Consider the following 17,754-nt stretch of genomic DNA (forward strand, 5'->3'; position numbering starts at 1 on the left):
ACACACCCTCCCGTGCCCGAAATCTAGCAGAGAATCAAAAACGACGCCAGACAGGTTTTTGTCGAATGCGACTGCGGAAACGCCTGAAAAAACCGGCCACTTGAGATAGCATGGATCAACGCGTATTGATTGAAACGTGATATCGAGAAAGCGAAACCGCCCATGCGTTCCGTCCGATTGCTCTGGCTGTCTGTGGGATTGTTCACGTTGGGAACGTCCGGGACAATCGCGGAAGAGCAGATCGACTTTCAAAAGCAAGTCGCGCCGATTCTCGAACGACGTTGTCTCAGTTGCCATAACGATGACGATTCTAAAGGTGATATCTCTTTCCAGACCGCAAAGTCATCCCAGATCGGCGGCTACATCAATCCGGGCGATCCGGACAGTAGTTACCTACTGGATGTCATTACGCCTACCGATGGCCAAGCGACGATGCCGAAAGATGCCGACGCGCTTTCGACGAAGGAAATCGCGACAATCCGCACATGGATCGCTAACGGTGCCAAATGGCCGAAAGACATCAAACTGCAAGAACCGGCGGTGACGGATTTCGATTGGTGGTCCTACCGGCCAATTCAACGCCCGCCGGTTCCCCATCTCGATGACGCTTGGATTCGCACGCCGATCGACGCGTTCATTCTGCAAACGCTGAACCAACGCGGTTTGTCTCATGCAACGGAAGCGGATCGTCGCACGCTGATTCGTCGGGTGACTTACGACCTCATCGGTTTGCCGCCGACGCCGGATGAGGTGACTGCGTTCGTGAACGATACCGACCCCATGGCGTACGAGCGGTTGGTGGATCGGTTGTTGGCCTCTCCGCAATACGGCGAGCGGTGGGCCCGGCATTGGTTGGATGTGGTGAAGTATGCCGACACGCATGGCTACGACAAGGACAAACTCCGTCCGAATGCCTGGCCGTATCGGGATTATGTCGTGCGGTCGTTGAATGATGACAAACCGTATTCGCGGTTCGTGGAGGAGCAAATCGCTGGCGACGTGCTCTTCCCTGGCGAACCTGATGGCATTCTCGGATTGGGTTTTCTGGCCGCCGGTCCGTGGGACTTCATCGGGCATGTGGAAGTACCCGAGAGCAAACTCGATGGCAAAGTCGCTCGTAATCTCGATCGCGACGACATGGTGTCGAACACGCTCAACACGTTTTGCAGCGTGACGGTTCAGTGTGCCCGTTGTCACAATCACAAATTCGACCCGATCACGCAGGAACATTACTACGGCCTGCAAGCCGTGTTCGCAGCCGTCGATCGTGCCGAGCGGGTGTACGATCTCGACCCCAGCATCGAACAACGCCGCCAGGAACTCGCCTCGAAGCTCGCAGAGCTTCAAAGACAGAAGACGAATCTAGATGCAGAAATCACCAAGTCGGGCGGTCCACGACTGATGGAATTGAAGTCGACGATTTCGGAATTACAGTCCGCGACGAAGATCATCAAAGAACCCGAGTTCGGCTATCACAGTGCCCTCGCTGACAAACCCGATACGGAGAAATGGGTCGAAGTTGATTTGGGAAAAGACGTCGTCATTTCACAAATCGTCTTGCGGCCGTGTCATGACGATTTTGGCGGCATTGGTGCGGGGTTCGGTTTTCCGTTGCGGTTTCGTGTGGAGATTGCGACGGGCGACGATTGGCAAACAATTGACGATCGCACCTCGAACGATGTTCCCAACCCCGGCGTGTCACCGATTGTCATCGAAAATATCAATCGAACCGTCCGCAAGATTCGGGTGACGGCGACCAAGCTAGCGAAGCGATCTGAGGTGTTCATCCTCGCACTCGCGGAACTGCAAGTCCTCACGGACGACGGCACCAATGCAGCCCTGAATGCGAAGGTGACGTCGTTGGACTCGATCGAAGCCCCCGTCCGTTGGCGTCGGCAAAACCTCACTGATGGCAAATACGCCACCGACAGCGACCCCGCACGCCGCCAAGAACTGGCCCAGGCGATTCGCGAACGAGACACGATCCTCGCCGAGATCATGACTCCCGAGCGGGCAAACCGACAGACAGAAATCGCACAAGCCATTGCCGACGTTGCGAAAGAACAGAAATCGTTGCCAATCGGTCGCAAAGTCTATGCGGCAGCGATCGACTTCCCCTCGCAGGGTCAGTTCCACGCCACGAAGGGACAACCGCGGGCGGTTCATGTGTTGAAGCGCGGTGACGTCAACAGTCCCGGGACGACTGCAGTTCCCGCCGTCTTACCACTCGACTCCGCCCACGATTGGCAGCTCGATTCCGAACTTAGCGAAGCCGACCGTCGAGCGGCGTTGGCACGGTGGTTGACGGATCGCAATCACCCGTTGGTATGGCGTTCGATCGTCAACCGGGTTTGGCAATACCACTTCGGGCAAGGACTCGTCGCAACCCCGAATGACTTCGGTCGCATGGGAACGAAACCGACGCATCCAGAGTTACTCGATTGGCTCGCCATCGAGTTTCGGGACGGCGAACAGTCACTCAAACAATTGCATCGTTTGATAGTGACCAGCAGCGTCTATCGGCAGTCGTCTCGACATGACGAAACCAATGCAACGATCGACGGCAGCAATCAATTTTTGTGGCGAATGAATCGGCGGCGATTGGAAGCGGAGGAAATTCGCGATTCCATTCTCACCGTCAGCGGGGCGATGAATCCGCAGATGGGTGGGCCGGGGTTCTATCTGTTCGATCTCGAAAAGACCGCCCATTCGCCGCATTACGAGTATCACAAGTTCGACCCGACCGACTCGGCTTCGCATCGCCGTAGCATTTACCGGTTCGTCGTTCGCTCTCAACCCGACCCGTGGATGACCACCCTTGACTGTGCCGACTCCTCGCAGAGCACACCGAAACGGTCCGAAACCCTCACCTCGCTCCAAGCCCTTTCGCTCCTCAATAACCGCTTCAACCTCGTAATGGCCGAACAATTTGCGAACCGCTTACGGGCTGAGTCGCCCGAACTCGCCGACCAAGTCGCACAAGCCATGCAACTCATCACCCAACGCGACCCGACCGACTGGGAACGTGAAGAACTCACAAGTTACACAAGCGAGTACAGCTTAGAGAATCTCTGTCGGTATCTGTTCAATCTCAGTGAGTTCGTGTTCCTCGATTGAAGTCGTCGTAGTCGTCGTAGGTCAGGCTGTGCCTGACGAAGAATCGGGAACCAATCCGCATAATGTCAGACACAGCCTGACCTACGAGATCAAAACTTCCGCAGTAGTTAGCAATTCCATATCTGGGGCGATGATCACCACACTGCCGTGGCGGACGGGTTTGCCCGCGAATTGGCGAGGGGATGTACGTAGAAGCCGTACGCCGTTGGGAAGTTGTCGACGCATTGCGTTCATCCACTCGTCGACATCGGTTGTCCAACGCACATGTAGCCAGGTGCCGACTTCGCCGGATTGCAGTAGCCGTTCGAAGCCGAGTGCCAAGCGGCCCATGGTCCAGCGGGCGTTGATGTCTTGCAGCGGTCGCAATTTGAGTTTGCCTTCGTCATCCCGGTACTGCATCACATCGATACCGAGCGGACCGTAGTAACCCACCTCTTGAGCCGCTTTGGCAGCAGCTTGGGTTTGTTCCAATGCTGGTTCGAAATCGGACACATCCACCGCACCGAATCGGCTGCCGAGATAACGTCCATCGGGTGTCGTCAACAACGGCGTAATGCCCACACACTGCGGTTCGCCCGTGCCAAGTTGCGGGATGTCGAACTGAATCCCCGATTCCGCTACGCGTTTCACCCACGGTTCGATCACCAAAGAGGCGAAGGGATGTTCCAACTGATTTTCACACCAACGGAATAGTGATTCAGAAAACTCCGGTCCAGAACCAATTTGCCGACCGCGGGCTGCGGTGCTGAAACTCGACTTGATCACCCATCGGCCATGTGCCCCCAACTCGCGAACGCCCTGCACGATTTCCGAGAATGAGTTCTGCGCCGTTCGCTGTCCTGGTAATCCACATCCCAACTGCGACTCCCAGTGATGCGAAAACAACCGACTGTTCGCAAGCATCGCGCCCATCGTTAGCGATGCGTCAAGATCGAAACCGAGCATCCCCCCCGACTCTAGCGCTTCGCTCGACCAGCCCCACGGACAGAATTCCCAATTTCCTGCGGTCTTTTTCGCCCATTGTGGTTCGACTTCCACGAATCGCGGTTGTGGCAGACCCGCGTGCCAGAGTTCTTGGAACTCCGCCGGATCCAGCTCCCACGACGCAATCGCATCGTCCGTGTTCGCGATGGCGATCCACATCAAACACATCTCGTTAACGGTTCGCCGAGCCGCTTTGGAGATCGGCTGGTTAGTCAGTTCGTGTTCGAACGCAAAGTTGCCGAAGAACAGGCGGGGCATTTCGGGGGTCGATCAAAGTCAAAGAAACGCAGGGCAAAACTGACGCAAATCCCATGATAACGAATCCGGCTGCCGAAACCCTTCCCTTCAGTGTGCGACCACTTTAGACTCATCAATAAGCGCTGTTGGATAGGTTGGGAACTCTCGCGGAGAATTACCGATGTCGATGATGCCGATGCGAAATTGGCTTTTTCCACTGACTGTCGTGCTATGCACCGCCGTGACCGGGCAAGCCGCGGAGCCACCGTTTGCCGTCTTGAATGGGCAAGACGATTGCAATAACCCGGCGGCATTTGAGTTGAATCTCCGTTACCGCACGGAAACCGCCGAGGATAGCGGGCGGTTCCACACGCTCACGCGGTCCACGTGTTGGGCACCGGAGAAAACGGCCGTCATCGTGTGTGACGTCTGGGACACGCATACCTCGCCGAAGGCGGCGGCTCGTGTGGTCGAAATGGCTCCGCGGATCAATCGGCTGCTGACCAAAGTTCGCAATCGTGGCGGAACAATCATTCATGCACCCAGCGGTTGCATGGAGTTCTACGCCGACCACCCCGCTCGACAACATGCGATCAACACGCCGAAGTCGGAGAATCTGCCTAAGGACATCACCAGTTGGTGCTACCAGATTCCACCCGAAGAACAAGGCGAGTATCCGCTCGATCAGAAAGACGGACTCAACGGCGACGACCCGGAACTCAAGAAGAAGTTTCTGGCCGACTTGGAAGCGAAGGGTCGTAATCCGGGACGCCCCTGGATTCGGCAAATCGACACGCTGACCATCGAAGACGAAGATTACATCAGCGACAAAGGCGACGAAGTTTGGAGCATTTTGGAACAAAAAGGCATTCACAACGTGATGCTCGTCGGAGTACACACCAATATGTGCGTGCTCGGTCGGCCGTTCGGATTGCGACAGATGTCACAGAACGGCAAACGCGTGGTGCTTTGTCGCGATTTGACCGACACCATCTACGACCCGTCGAAATCGCCGTTTGTGAATCATTTTACCGGCACGGACTTGATCGTCGCTCACATCGAAAAATGGGTGGCTCCGACGGTCACGAGTGATCAATTTCTCGGCGGCCGGCCATTCCGGTTCACCGAAGACAAACGGCCGCGATTGGTCGTCGTGATGGGCGAACAAGAATATCGCACGAACGAAACGCTGCCGAAGTTCGTGATGGAACAACTCGGCAAAGACTACGCCTTCGAACTGGTTCACGCCAACGAAACCGATCGCGATGACATGCCCGGCTTGGAAGCGTTGGAACATGCCGACGCGGTGCTGGTCAGTGTGCGACGACGGGCGTTACCCACGAAACAACTCGCCCGCATTCGAGAGTTCATTGAAAGTGGGAAACCAGTCATTGGCATTCGCACGGCGAGTCATGCGTTCGCGTTGCGAAATGCGGAACCGGGGGAAGGACACGCGGTCTGGCCGGAGTTTGATCGGGAGATCCTCGGCGGGAACTACACGAATCATTACGGAAACGGTCCGCGTGTCGAGATCAGCATACCCGCCGGTGCGGAAGATCATCCGATTCTCGATGGCGTCGATGTGACAAAGATTCAAGGGTTCGGTTCGTTATACAAAGTCAGTCCATTGGCCAGTTCCGCGACCCCGTTGCTGCTCGGTCAAATTCCCGACCAGGAACCTGAACCCGTCGCCTGGGTGAACGAGACCAAACACGGCGGCCGCGTGTTCTATACGGCTCTTGGACATATTCAAGATTTCGATCAACCCGCATTCAACACGTTTTTTAAGAACGGCATCGACTGGGCCCTTGGTCGGTGAACGAAATTGACCAATCAGGCCATCACCCCGCCTTGCGGAATGGCATGATTGCGCTCGCCTTTAACCTTCCACAAAGAATTTCGACCTGATGCAATCCTCTTGGTTTCGATTTGGCTTGTTACTCTCTCTAATTTGGCTTCCATTTTCACCGCTGCACGCCGCCGATGGAAAAGCCGAATGGACGCACCTCACCGTTCCCGGCGCGTGGGAAGAAAACGCACCGCAGACGCTCGGCGAATACGACGGTTTCGCGTGGTATCGGTGTTGGGTGACGATCCCAAGTTCTTGGAAAAGTCGTGACGTCGAGCTGCTTGTTTCCGAAGTCGGCGATGTGCACGAAGTGTTCTTGAACGGCAAGCGAATCGGTGGGGCCGGTGGGTTTCCTCCAAACTACACGGATGGCAGTGCCGAAAATCCCCGGCACAAGGTTTCCGCTTCCGCGATGTTGCCGGGCAAAGATAATCTCCTGGCGATCAAGGTCTACGACAAAGACGGCCACGGCGGGTTCTTGGGTCAGGCACCGGTGTTGCTGTCGGGGGACCAAGGTATTGCTCTCAACGGGCAATGGGAGTTCCACACCGGTGACGATGCCGCTTGGAAAGACGGACCGGCAGCACTCACTACGACCGCGATTTTCTGGCGGGTCATGAGTCTGGGTGATGCCCTCAAGACGGCTCAACGCTCCGGGGCCATTCCACCCGAGAAAGCCGTCGAAACTTTCACCACGCCGGATGATCTTGCGATCGATCTGCTACTCGCTGAACCCGATGTCCGGCAGCCGTTAAACATGACGTTCGACGAACGCGGGCGGATGTGGGTCATTCAGTATTTGCAGTATCCTTATCCGGAAGGTTTGAAGCTGCTTAGCAAGGACAAATTCTGGCGGAGCGTATACGACAAAGTTCCCGAACCGCCACCACACGGTCCCAAAGGCGCGGACAAAATCACGATTCACGAAGACACCGACGGCGATGGGAAATTCGACAAACACAAAACCTTTGTGGACGGTTTGAACATCGCCTCGTCATGTCTCGTCGGTCGTGGCGGTGTGTGGGTGGTGAACCCGCCGTACCTCTTATTCTACCCTGACAAAAATCACGACGACATTCCCGATGGCGATCCCGAAGTGCACCTCGAAGGCTTCGGCATGGAAGATACGCACTCCGTCGCCAACAGCCTGACGTGGGGACCCGACGGTTGGATCTACGCCGGCCAAGGAAGCACCGTTAGTGGGCACATCAAGAAGCCGGGAAGCAAAGACGTCACGCATTCGATGGGGCAACTCATCTGGCGGTATCACCCCGAACAACGCATTTACGAAATCTTCGCCGAAGGCGGTGGCAACACGTTTGGCGTGGAGATTGATGCCCGCGGCCGCACGTTCTCCGGTCACAACGGCGGCGACACGCGGGGCTTTCACTATGTGCAGGGTGGTTACTATCGCAAGGGCTTCGGCAAACATGGGCCGTTGTCCAATCCGTTTACCTTCGGATATTTCGAGCACATCAAACACCACAGCGTGCCGCGTTTCACGCACAACTTTGTGATCTACGAAGACACCGCACTCCCCGAACAATACCACGGCAACTTGTTCGGTATTGAGCCGATGCAAGGGCGACTCGTGCGGAGCGATTTCTCGTCACTTGGTTCGACCTTCGAAACGAAAGACGTCGGCCACCCCGTCACGACAACCGATCGACAATTCCGTCCGGTGGATATCAAAGTCGGTCCCGACGGTTCCATTTACTTCGCCGATTTCTACGAACCGCAAATCAGCCATCGCGAACACTTCTCCGGCCAGATCGATAAATCTAACGGTCGGGTCTATCGTCTGCGTGCCGCTGATTACGAAGGGTATCCCACGACAAACCTCGGTAAACTTTCGTCGGAGCAACTGGTCGAGACGTTGAAGCATCCGTCGAAATGGTTCCGTCGAGAGGCGTTGCGGTTGTTGGGGGATCGCAAGGACAAATCGATTGTTCCGCTCTTGAGTCAGGGAATCGAAGGCGACAACACCGACTTCGGTTTGGAATGTTTATGGGCCTTGCATCAAACGGCCGGACTGGATGATGCGACATTGCTGAAGGCATTTAAGCACTCTAGTCCCTACGTGCGATTGTGGGCGGCACGGTTGGCGTGTGACGATCACAGCGTGAGCACGCAAGTCGCGTATGCGTTGGCGGAACTGGCGAAGAACGAAACGAACGTGGAAGTTCGCAGTCAACTCGCGTGCTCGGCACGTCGATTGTCCGCCGAGAATTGCTTGCGAATTGTCACGCAGTTGATTCAACACGACGAAGACGAAAGCGATCCCCACGTTCCACTGTTGTTGTGGTGGGCGATCGAGAACCATGCGGAAGGCGACCGGGAAGCGGTGGTCGGGATGTTCGCCGACGAAGCAGTGTGGTCGCGACCGCTGGTGAAGAATGTGCTCGCCGGTCGTTTGATGCAACGCTATGCGGCAGCGGGCAAGCGGAGCGATTTGCTCACTTGTGCCGAGTTGTTCGGGTTTGCTCCCGACAAAGACGCGACTGCGAAGTTGCTCGTCGGTTTCGAAGAAGCCTTTGAAGGCCGTTCGCTCAGTGGGTTGCCGGAGGAGTTGACCAAAGCGATTGCAACCGCAGGCGGTGGTTCGCTCGCCCTCAATGTGCGATTAGGTGACGAGTCCGCGGTCAACACGGCACTCAAACGCATTGCTGACGCAAAGACGCCAACGGCGGAACGCATCGAGTTGGCTCGCATCTTCGGCGAAACCGATCAACCGACATCCGTGCCCGTGTTGCTCGACTCTCTGAAAACAGTCAAGCACGAAGAATACCAACAAACCGTCCTGGCGGCGTTGCCTCGGTATGCTGATCAGCGTATCGGTCGCGATGTGCTCGCCATATACGAGAGTTTTACCGAACCCGTGCAAACCGCCGCTCAGGGTTTGCTCGCCAGTCGATCGGTGTGGGCGAAGATGTTGGTCGACGCCATTGCTGATGACAAAATTTCCGCTGAGTCCGTCTCACCTGATTTGGTTCGCCGAATGACGCTACATCGTGACGACAAACTGGCGGCAGACATCAAGTCGATTTGGCCAAGCTTGAAGGGAGCGAGTGACGCGCAGATGCAAGCCCGGATCGCGGAACTGGCGGCCATTCTCGAAGATCAAGGCGGTGATCCGTACGCCGGCAAGAAACTCTACACCACAAGTTGTGGGAAGTGTCATATCTTGTTCGGCGAAGGCGGCCGCATCGGCCCGGCACTCACCACTTACAACCGCGACGACACCCTGCGAATTCTGCTCAACGTGGTCAACCCGAGTGCGGAAATTCGCGAAGGGTTTGAGTCGTATCTCGTGCTCACCGACGACGGTCGCACCGCCAGCGGGTTCCTATTCGATCAGGATAACCGCGTCGTCGTGCTACGGGGCGTCGACGGGCAATCGGTCACCATCGAACGTGACCAGATCGTCGAGATGATCAAACAACCCAAAAGCCTGATGCCCGAAGGATTGTTGAAGTCGCTTTCGAACGAAGAGATTCGCAATTTGTTCGCGTATCTACGGAGTGCTCAACCGTTGAATTAGGGGTTGGGGTTTGGGGGTTGGGAGTTAGGAATTAGGGGGGAGAGTTGAGGGCGAACTTCGTAGCTGTTTGAGGGGTGGCATGTCCACGGCTTTGCGTGGACATGATTCGACTTTCCAACCTCGCGGGCCCGTCCCTACCCCGAGTGATGGGCGGGCCACCAACTTTTCACGACCGCGACTTCGGAAAATCGGACCTTGCAAAGCGTTACTTTGAGCTGGTGGCGGATTTTTTGACGAGTCCGAAGCGGCGGAGTTTCTTGTAGAGACCCACGCGGCTCAGGCCGAGGGCTTTTGCGGTGGCGGTGCGGTTATCGTTATGGGCGCGGAGGGCTTCGATCAGCATTTCGCGTTCACTCTGAGCGACACGGTCGGATAAGCTCCAACCATTGGACTTCCGAGTGGCTGGTGATTCATCCGATTCGGGCTCGCTAAACTGGGCTCGAATGATGACTGGCGAAAGATCGTTGACCGTGAGCATATCCGATTCGCACAGCAGAACCGCGCGACGGATGTGGTTCTTCAACTCCCGAATGTTCCCCGGCCAGGTGTAGCGTTTAATCGCCTCGATAAAGTCTTCGTGGATGGTATTAATGGCGATGCCATGTTGCTCGCAGAACTCACTCACAAAAGACTGCACCATCGGGATAACGTCTAATGGGCGATCTTTCAGACACGGCAGCGGAAATTCCAGCACGTTCAACCGATAATACAAGTCGGCCCGAAACTGGGAGTTCTGCGTCAGCGATTCCAAGTTCACGTTGGAAGCGACGATCAATCGGGCATCGGAGTGTTTCGTCTCGGTCGAGCCGACCATTTCGTATTCGCCGGTCTCGATCACACGGAGCAACTTGGCTTGTTGTTTCGGATCGAGCACGTCGATTTCATCCAACAACAGCGTGCCCGTACCCGCTGCCTGGAACCGGCCGATCTTGTTGCGATCCGCTCCTGTGAAGGCCCCGCGTGAGTGGCCAAAGAGTTCGCTTTCGATCAAGTCGCCCGGCAACGCTCCACACGCGAGCGTTTGAAACGGACGGTCGCGTCGTGGCGACAGCATGTGGATGAACTTTGCCAACGTGGTTTTGCCGGTGCCTGTTGCACCGACGATCAGCAACGTCACATTGTGTTGACTCACGCGGCTGACATTTTCCAGCACGGGAAACAGCGACGGTGTATACGTCGAAATGGCAACGTTGCCCGCATCGACTGTAAACCGTCGTGGCACCGGTCGCGCGTGCGAAGCGTTCAGCACGTCTCGGAGTTGATTGTGAACGTCTTCGTCGCTCCAACAGTTTTCGGTATGGAGATGCAGTTGGCTAAGCAAGTCGATCACGCCGACCAACTCGACCGGGCAGGCGTTGGCACCGACAGTAACAAGATTCAAAGCTGCGAGTTCTCCGTCGATGACTTCACGGAGAAAGGCGGCGGCTTCCGGGGCGAAATCGCCCGCGCGAACATCGAGAAAAACCGTCGCACACTGCGAACGGGACAACAACGTGTAAGCGGTTGAACGATCTTCGACGACGGTGGCAGCCGTCGAAAAACGAGTTGCCAACCAAGTGAGAAGTTGGTTAGCGAATGAGGGGTCGCGGGTCAGAATGACTGGGGAAGGCGTCATCAGATTACGGTTCCTTCACGACAGAATAGAGACTCTGATCGCCACGACATCATCGAGTGTGGGAGTTCGATGAAGTTGAGAGAGAGTGTGGCCGGTCGAAGTCCAAGGCAAGTTTTGGACCGAAGCAGTGTGACGAACCCATTTCTCTGGCCCGCAACTGAGAGTGGGTTGTGTCCCCGCTAGGTTACATGACTGCAATCGGTCGGACTCAGTTTGTATCACCTTGTTGCCAAGGCCAAGTCATCATGCCCGTGCATTTCATCAGTCGCAAGCGGAAGATAGGTAATTTGGAATAAAAAACCGGATTTTCACGGTTGTGTCGGCCAGGTGAGTTTGCGGCACTCGATTTGCCTTCTGTTTTGAGTTGCGACGGATCTCTTACGTCAGTCATGAGATTCGTCGACTCATCATTCCAATTCTCGTCGGCAGATTTTCTTTCACACCTGTGGTGACGGATTCGAGGACGTGTGGCCGAACTGCTAAGATAGGCTTGCGCCGACGAGGTTTGGCGCTAACCTTTGGAAACAAATAGGCCGCTCATGTGCGATCTCACGATAGTTGTGCCGACACTTCAGGAAGCTGCCAATCTTCCCGAGTTAGTGACGCGAATTGCCCATGCAACGACGACGGCGGGAATCACGACCGAGATTCTGATCGTCGACGACAACAGTCGCGACGCCACCCCGATGGTCTGCAAAGAGCTGGCAGTCGATTTTCCGCTACGACTTATCGTCCGGACCGAAGAACGGGGATTGGCGAGTGCCGTCGTTGCGGGAATGCAACAGGCCCGCGGCAAAGTACTCATGTGTATGGATGCGGACTTGTCGCATCCGCCGGAGCAAATCCCCGCGTTGTACCGGATGGTGTGTGATGCAGAGTCCCCTGCGGATTTTGTTGTCGGTAGCCGGTATGTGCCCGGTGGCGGAACCGATGCCGAGTGGGGCGTTTTTCGATGGCTGAACTCGAAAGTCGCCACGCTGTTGGCTCGCCCGCTGACCAAAGTTCAAGATCCGATGGCGGGTTTCTTCGCTCTGCGAAGGGAGACGTTTGAACAAGCCGCCGACCTTGATCCGATCGGGTGGAAGATCGGTTTGGAACTGATTGTGAAATGTCGGTGTCGATCGGTGGTGGAAGTACCGATTCAATTCGCCGATCGCACGCACGGTGAGAGCAAACTGAACCTTCGTGAGCAGATCAATTATCTACGACATCTCCGGAAACTGTACGAGTTTCGATTTCCCAATCTGATTTGGTTTGTTCTGTTCGGGTGCGTGGGATTGACGGGTGTTGCGGTCGATTTGTCGATGTTTCGCGTTTTGCTGTCTTGGTTGCCGGTGCCAGCGGCGGCGGTGTTGGCAATTTGGACCGCCATGACGTGGAATTACCTGGGCAACCGGCTGATCACGTTCCGAAACACGCAACGAAGACCGTGGTTGAGGCAGTATGCCGCTTTCTGCGGAAGCTGTTTGTTCGGCGGGCTGATCAATTGGGCCACCCGGAGCAGTTTGTGTCTGGGGAGTGCGTACTTCGCGTCGGAACCGTTGCAAGCGGCGTTGCTGGGTGTAATCGCCGGGATGGCGTCTAACTTCCTACTCTGCCGATTCCTCGTGTTTCGCCCGAGCGGTCATGATGCCAATTCGCAACAGGGATTGGTTCCACTTGAACCCGCAGAGCAAACCGAATCGGCATGGCCAGTTTCATCGCGTATCGAAAACGCAACAACTGCGGCCGAATCGCAGGAGACTTCGGTGGAGCACTCGTCAAAATCCGTACGTCATCGACAGGTTGTGAACGATAATTGAATCCCGTGAACCGCCTATTTGAAAAAGTCGACATCTCCTACCTGCGCTCATCTTCAAGAGAAAACGGACCTTCGGAGAGACTCGCTACCCCGGACGGGCGAAAGCCAGGAATTGTTATTTGACAGTGATTCCCTGTCGGATAGTATCTGACACATGAGTGAGTCAGACGCGAAGTTCATCAACCGTTCATAATTGTCTCGAATCTCTCCGTCGACCTTTGCGGTAATTTTTTATTGGCCTGGTGCCTCTCGCCAATAGAAAACAGCCACGACAGGCTCGAATGAGAATCCGACGGTGTTTCCTCTTCATCGGACGAGACACGACAACTTCACAAACGGTTCATCTTCACGTCCTTCCAGATACACGCAGCATCCCCGCTGAATCGGGCTTTCATCTGTGGTTCCGTCTCGAACCGACAGGTCGGATTGCGCTAGCATCCGTGTAAAGCAAGCCCGATTGGTTGGGGCGTTGGGGGTCGCAAGATGCTGCCCGAACAGGGACAAACACACGACGAACAGCCGTCTCATGCGCTGAAAGCAAATTCAGCCGAGTGCGAGCCGACATCAACCGGGGCGGAACCGGAGGAAGGTCTACGCTTGCATCGTGAGCAAGAGACGGAAGCAACATCGTCATTGACGAATATCGTCGAACAAATTCAGCACGAGTTGGCAAAACGGTTAGGGCCGCGGAGCTACAACCGTTGTTTCAAAGCCGGTGCGAAGCTTGCTGTCGAAGGCAGCGTCGTCACGGTCAGCGCGGTCAGCCCGTTTTTGCTTCGGTGGGTCCAGAAAGACTTCCGTACCGTCATCGTGCAAACCGTACGAGACGTACTTGGTCCGCATGGGGAAACCCGGTTCACGTTGGCGTCACCGTCGGCGGCGAACGTGGTCTCGACCGCACCGAGTGAACCGTCACCGTCGAAAACCGAACGGTTAACAGTTGCAAAGCCGGACAGAGAAACGGTCGACGATCGGGAAACACTCGATCCCGAATCCGATTCCACTTCGCAACGCAACCGCCGGTTTTCATCGCTGGACGACTTCGTGAGTTGTGCCGGCAATTTGTTAGCCACGACTGCGGCTCGCGAAGTCTGTCAACGACCTGGCACCGTCGGGAACCCCGTTATTCTCTACGGTGGAGTCGGCGTCGGCAAAACGCATTTGCTCGAAGGAATCGCCCGCGAGTTCAAGCGATGTCATCCGAAAGCCCGGACTTTGTTCCTGACTTCGGAAGCGTTCACGAATTACTTCACGACCGCATTACGCAATCGGAGTACGCCGGGTTTTCGGCAGCGATTCCGGGGTGTGGACCTGTTGCTGCTCGACGACTTCGACTTCTTCAATGGCAAGAAGGGCGTGGCGGAAGAGCTGCTGCACACCTTTCGGCAACTTGAATCCCAGGGCAAGCAGATCGTGTTGACGGCCGATCGGCATCCACACTTGCTGACGAAGTTGAGTGACGAATTGGTCTCTCGCTGTGTCGCGGGTTTGCTGTGCAAGCTTGATACGCCGGACGTATCCGCACGCGAGAAGATTCTCAAGCGACAAGCCGAACGACTCGGGTTGACCATTACCCCGCCCGCACTCACCTGGATTGCCAATCGCTTCCAGAATGTGCGTGAAGGACAAGGTGCGATCAACATTCTGGCGACACACGCCCGGTTGAATCCTGGGCAAACGTTTTCGCTGTCGTTCGCACGCACGGCATTAGCCGACTTGGAACGTGACTGCACTCGGGTTGTCAGTCTTGCGGATATTGAAGCCGCCGTTGCGAAGTTCTTCAATTTGACTGGTGCCGACTTGCGGTCGTCTGGGCGAAAACGTTCGCTCTCCGGGCCGCGAATGTTGGCGATGTTCCTCGCCCGCAAACACACACCAGCGGCATACAGCGAGATCGGCGATTTCTTCGGCGGCCGCAACCACAGCACCGTCATCTCCGCCGAGAAACGCGTCACCGGTTGGCTCGACAATTCCGAAAATCTTGTGGTCTCCCAAGATTCTTGGAGCGTTGGCCAAATCCTCGACACCCTGGAGAAGCAACTGCGAACGGGCTAGGATTTGCAATTGTTCAGCCAGCGACAAGGTTGATGATTGCACGTTGCGTGAGGGGTAATCTCCGAGATAATCGATCAGGTGCGGTCCTTGGTAGATCGTAGCACTTTCCTGTCAAAAACTGTGTCTAGGACGCGGGACTTACAATGCGACGATATACTCAGCTCATTATTCTTGTTAGCTTGATTTCGAGAACTAGTTTCGCCTCTGGCATTGATCAGAAGACATCTGTGACAATTTCAGATGCGAGACGGCAAATCGATGCGTCGCTTGCCAAACTTGGGAAATATCGAACGCAAACTAAAGATGATGTCAGTGATGTAGTCACGGCTGCGATTGATGAGATTGAACAGCATTGGGTAGAACGATTTAGTACTGGTGATTCAAAGTTAAACGACTGGGTTTCAAAGAAGGAAGCTGCGAAACAAAAGGCATTTGAGACACTATTGTCGAAAATTCCTCTCGATTGGCACGAAGACATACGTCGGGCGCTGCTCACTAAGCAGCTCGCTGGACTGTTGGAGCGAGTCAACAAAGCGACGGAAATAGGCGATTTCCAGACAGCAACGGCAATTGAGAAAACGGTCAAATCATTAAAAGAGAAAATCGATTCTATACCCAAGAATTGGCAGAACGATGACCCATTTGCCATCGTAGGCCATTGGGTTCCAGCAAAATCGCCGAATCAGAACGGCGTCCGCTTTGATCGTGATGGGACCTTTGTAAACATTGGGTTTGAAGACTGGAATGGAGCATGGTCATGGTGTCCTCAGGGCTACTACGTACTTATTCAGAAAGATGGAGGACAGGTGACACATTGGCAATTTCAGGAGGGTCGTTTGTACCGGTGGGGAAATCTTATCTCAAAGAACAAAGATCGAAAAATTGATGAGTGGGTGCCTGTGAAATAACGACCGTTCCTGGAACCCCTAGACCCTATATTCATGTCCAACTTCGGTACTGTTTATCTCGTCGGAGCCGGCTCGGGTGATCCGGGTTTGATTTCGCTGCGTGGCGTGGAATGTTTGCGTCGAGCGGATGTCGTGCTATATGACGGCCTGGTCAATCCGCTCATCTTGCGACACTCCCAAGCGACGGCCGAACGAACCAGTCGCGCGATGGGGCCGGACGGCCGAAGGATTGATCAAGAAGAAATCAATCAACGCTTGATTGCAGCGGCCAAAGCCGGTCAGACGGTGGTCCGGCTTAAGGGTGGTGATCCGTTTATCTTCGGGCGTGGTAGCGAAGAAGCGGCGGCATTGGCAGCGGAAGGCATTCCGTTTGAGGTTGTGCCGGGAGTCACCGCAGCCGTCGCGGCAGGCGAATACGCCGGCATCTCTTTGACGCACCGCAATTTCGCGTCGGCCGTGGCGTTCATCACCGGTCATGAAGACCCGACGAAGTTTGAATCGTCGTTGGACTACAATCAACTCGCTGCCTTTCGTGGAACACTTGTGTTCTACATGGGTCTGCATCGCTTGCCACAGATTGCCAGTGCGTTGATTGAAGCGGGTAAAGACCCAGCCACTCCCGCGTGCGTGATCAGTCGCGCGACCACGTCCTTGCAACGCACAGTGACCGCGTCGCTGCAAGACTTGCCCGTCGAAGTTGCAGCAGCGAAGTTACAGGCACCGTCGTTGATCATCGTTGGCGAGTGTGTCGCTCAACGCGAACAAATTGCCTGGTTCGAGAAGAAACCATTATTCGGCAAGACGATCGGCATCACGCGACCCATCGGGCAAACAGACGACCAAATTCAACAATGTCTCGAACTCGGCGGGCGACCATTGCTGTTGCCGACAATCGAGATTTCGCCCCCGGACGATTGGGATGCTGTCGACGCCACATTGGAGCGGATTGACGAGTTCGATTGGTTGATCTTCACGAGTTCCAATGGTGTGCAGTCGTTGCTCGATCGGCTTTGGCAGACGGGTCATGATGCCCGCCGGTTGGCCCATCTCAAGTTCGCGGCGATCGGGCCGTCGACCGCTGCGAGTTTGGAGAGTTACCATTTGCGGGCGGATGTCGTACCGGAGGAATACCGGGCCGAGGCGCTCGCGGAGTTGCTCAAGCCGCTGACCGCCGGGCAACGGGTGCTTTGGGCGGGTGCAAATCGCGGCCGGGATGTGTTGATCGACGAACTCACGGCCGGCGGAACAACCGTCGAAAAACTCGTTGTCTATCACAACCACGACGCGACTGCCCTACCCGAATTCGAACAATCGTTATTGGATGCCGGTGAAGTCGATTGGATCGGACTGAGCAGTCCGTCGATCGCCCGTAATTTGCGGAGCTTCATTGGGGAAACCGCGGCTCGGCATCTGGGAGCAAAAACTCGACTTGCGGCGATCAGCCCGGTCACCGCAGAGGCCGCCGAGGAAATCGGTCTGCCCATCGCAACGGTTGCCAGCGAATTCACATGGGCCGGTATCTTCCGAGCCATCCGGGATTTTCAGTAACGTCCGCGGAATTGCAGTTTCCGTGTGCAATACAGACGAAGCGACCCGCTGGCGGAAGTCCCATTCGGGCTCGCTTTCTTCGCGTTGCGGGAATCCGAC

Annotated in this window: 9 protein-coding genes; 7 read left to right on the forward strand and 2 right to left on the reverse strand. The window is 55.6% G+C overall.

Annotated elements, in window-relative coordinates; genetic code table 11:
- Nucleotides 1-162: 162 nt before the first annotated feature.
- Nucleotides 163-3,117, forward strand: a complete 2,955-nt coding sequence (locus AC5DDB_RS16225; RefSeq protein ID WP_491740788.1) for a DUF1553 domain-containing protein — start codon at nucleotides 163-165, stop codon at nucleotides 3,115-3,117.
- An 81-nt stretch (nucleotides 3,118-3,198) separates the two neighbouring features.
- Here the strand turns inward: AC5DDB_RS16225 and AC5DDB_RS16230 are convergent, their stop codons facing one another.
- Nucleotides 3,199-4,359, reverse strand: coding sequence for a hypothetical protein (locus AC5DDB_RS16230; protein ID WP_491740789.1), 1,161 nt, complete (start codon nucleotides 4,357-4,359; stop codon nucleotides 3,199-3,201).
- Between the two features lie 175 nt (nucleotides 4,360-4,534).
- Between AC5DDB_RS16230 and AC5DDB_RS16235 the strand changes: the two genes are divergently transcribed.
- On the forward strand, nucleotides 4,535-6,157 hold the full coding sequence (locus AC5DDB_RS16235; protein WP_491740790.1) for a ThuA domain-containing protein: 1,623 nt from the start codon (nucleotides 4,535-4,537) through the stop codon (nucleotides 6,155-6,157).
- 88 nt (nucleotides 6,158-6,245) lie between these two features.
- Nucleotides 6,246-9,728, forward strand: a complete 3,483-nt coding sequence (locus AC5DDB_RS16240; protein ID WP_491740791.1) for a PVC-type heme-binding CxxCH protein — start codon at nucleotides 6,246-6,248, stop codon at nucleotides 9,726-9,728.
- Between the two features lie 205 nt (nucleotides 9,729-9,933).
- Here AC5DDB_RS16240 and AC5DDB_RS16245 read toward each other — a convergent pair whose 3' ends face one another.
- Nucleotides 9,934-11,343: a sigma-54 interaction domain-containing protein gene (locus AC5DDB_RS16245; RefSeq protein ID WP_491740792.1), complete on the reverse strand. Its 1,410-nt coding sequence runs from the start codon at nucleotides 11,341-11,343 to the stop codon at nucleotides 9,934-9,936.
- Between the two features lie 539 nt (nucleotides 11,344-11,882).
- Here AC5DDB_RS16245 and AC5DDB_RS16250 point away from each other — a divergent pair.
- From AC5DDB_RS16250 to cobA, 4 genes are all read left to right on the forward strand, one after another.
- The gene (locus AC5DDB_RS16250; protein ID WP_491740793.1) at nucleotides 11,883-13,145 is read left to right on the forward strand and encodes a glycosyltransferase; all 1,263 of its coding nucleotides are present in this window, start codon (nucleotides 11,883-11,885) and stop codon (nucleotides 13,143-13,145) included.
- 482 nt (nucleotides 13,146-13,627) lie between these two features.
- The gene (gene dnaA, locus AC5DDB_RS16255; protein ID WP_491740794.1) at nucleotides 13,628-15,199 is read left to right on the forward strand and encodes a chromosomal replication initiator protein DnaA; all 1,572 of its coding nucleotides are present in this window, start codon (nucleotides 13,628-13,630) and stop codon (nucleotides 15,197-15,199) included.
- Nucleotides 15,200-15,426: 227 nt separating this feature from the next.
- Nucleotides 15,427-16,107 carry a hypothetical protein gene (locus tag AC5DDB_RS16260; protein ID WP_491740795.1) on the forward strand — a complete coding sequence of 227 codons (681 nt, stop codon included), beginning with the start codon at nucleotides 15,427-15,429 and terminating at the stop codon, nucleotides 16,105-16,107.
- A 33-nt stretch (nucleotides 16,108-16,140) separates the two neighbouring features.
- Nucleotides 16,141-17,655, forward strand: a complete 1,515-nt coding sequence (gene cobA / locus AC5DDB_RS16265; protein ID WP_491740796.1) for a uroporphyrinogen-III C-methyltransferase — start codon at nucleotides 16,141-16,143, stop codon at nucleotides 17,653-17,655.
- The last annotated feature ends 99 nt before the right edge of the window (nucleotides 17,656-17,754 follow it).

Source organism: Thalassoroseus sp. (assembly GCF_984380535.1).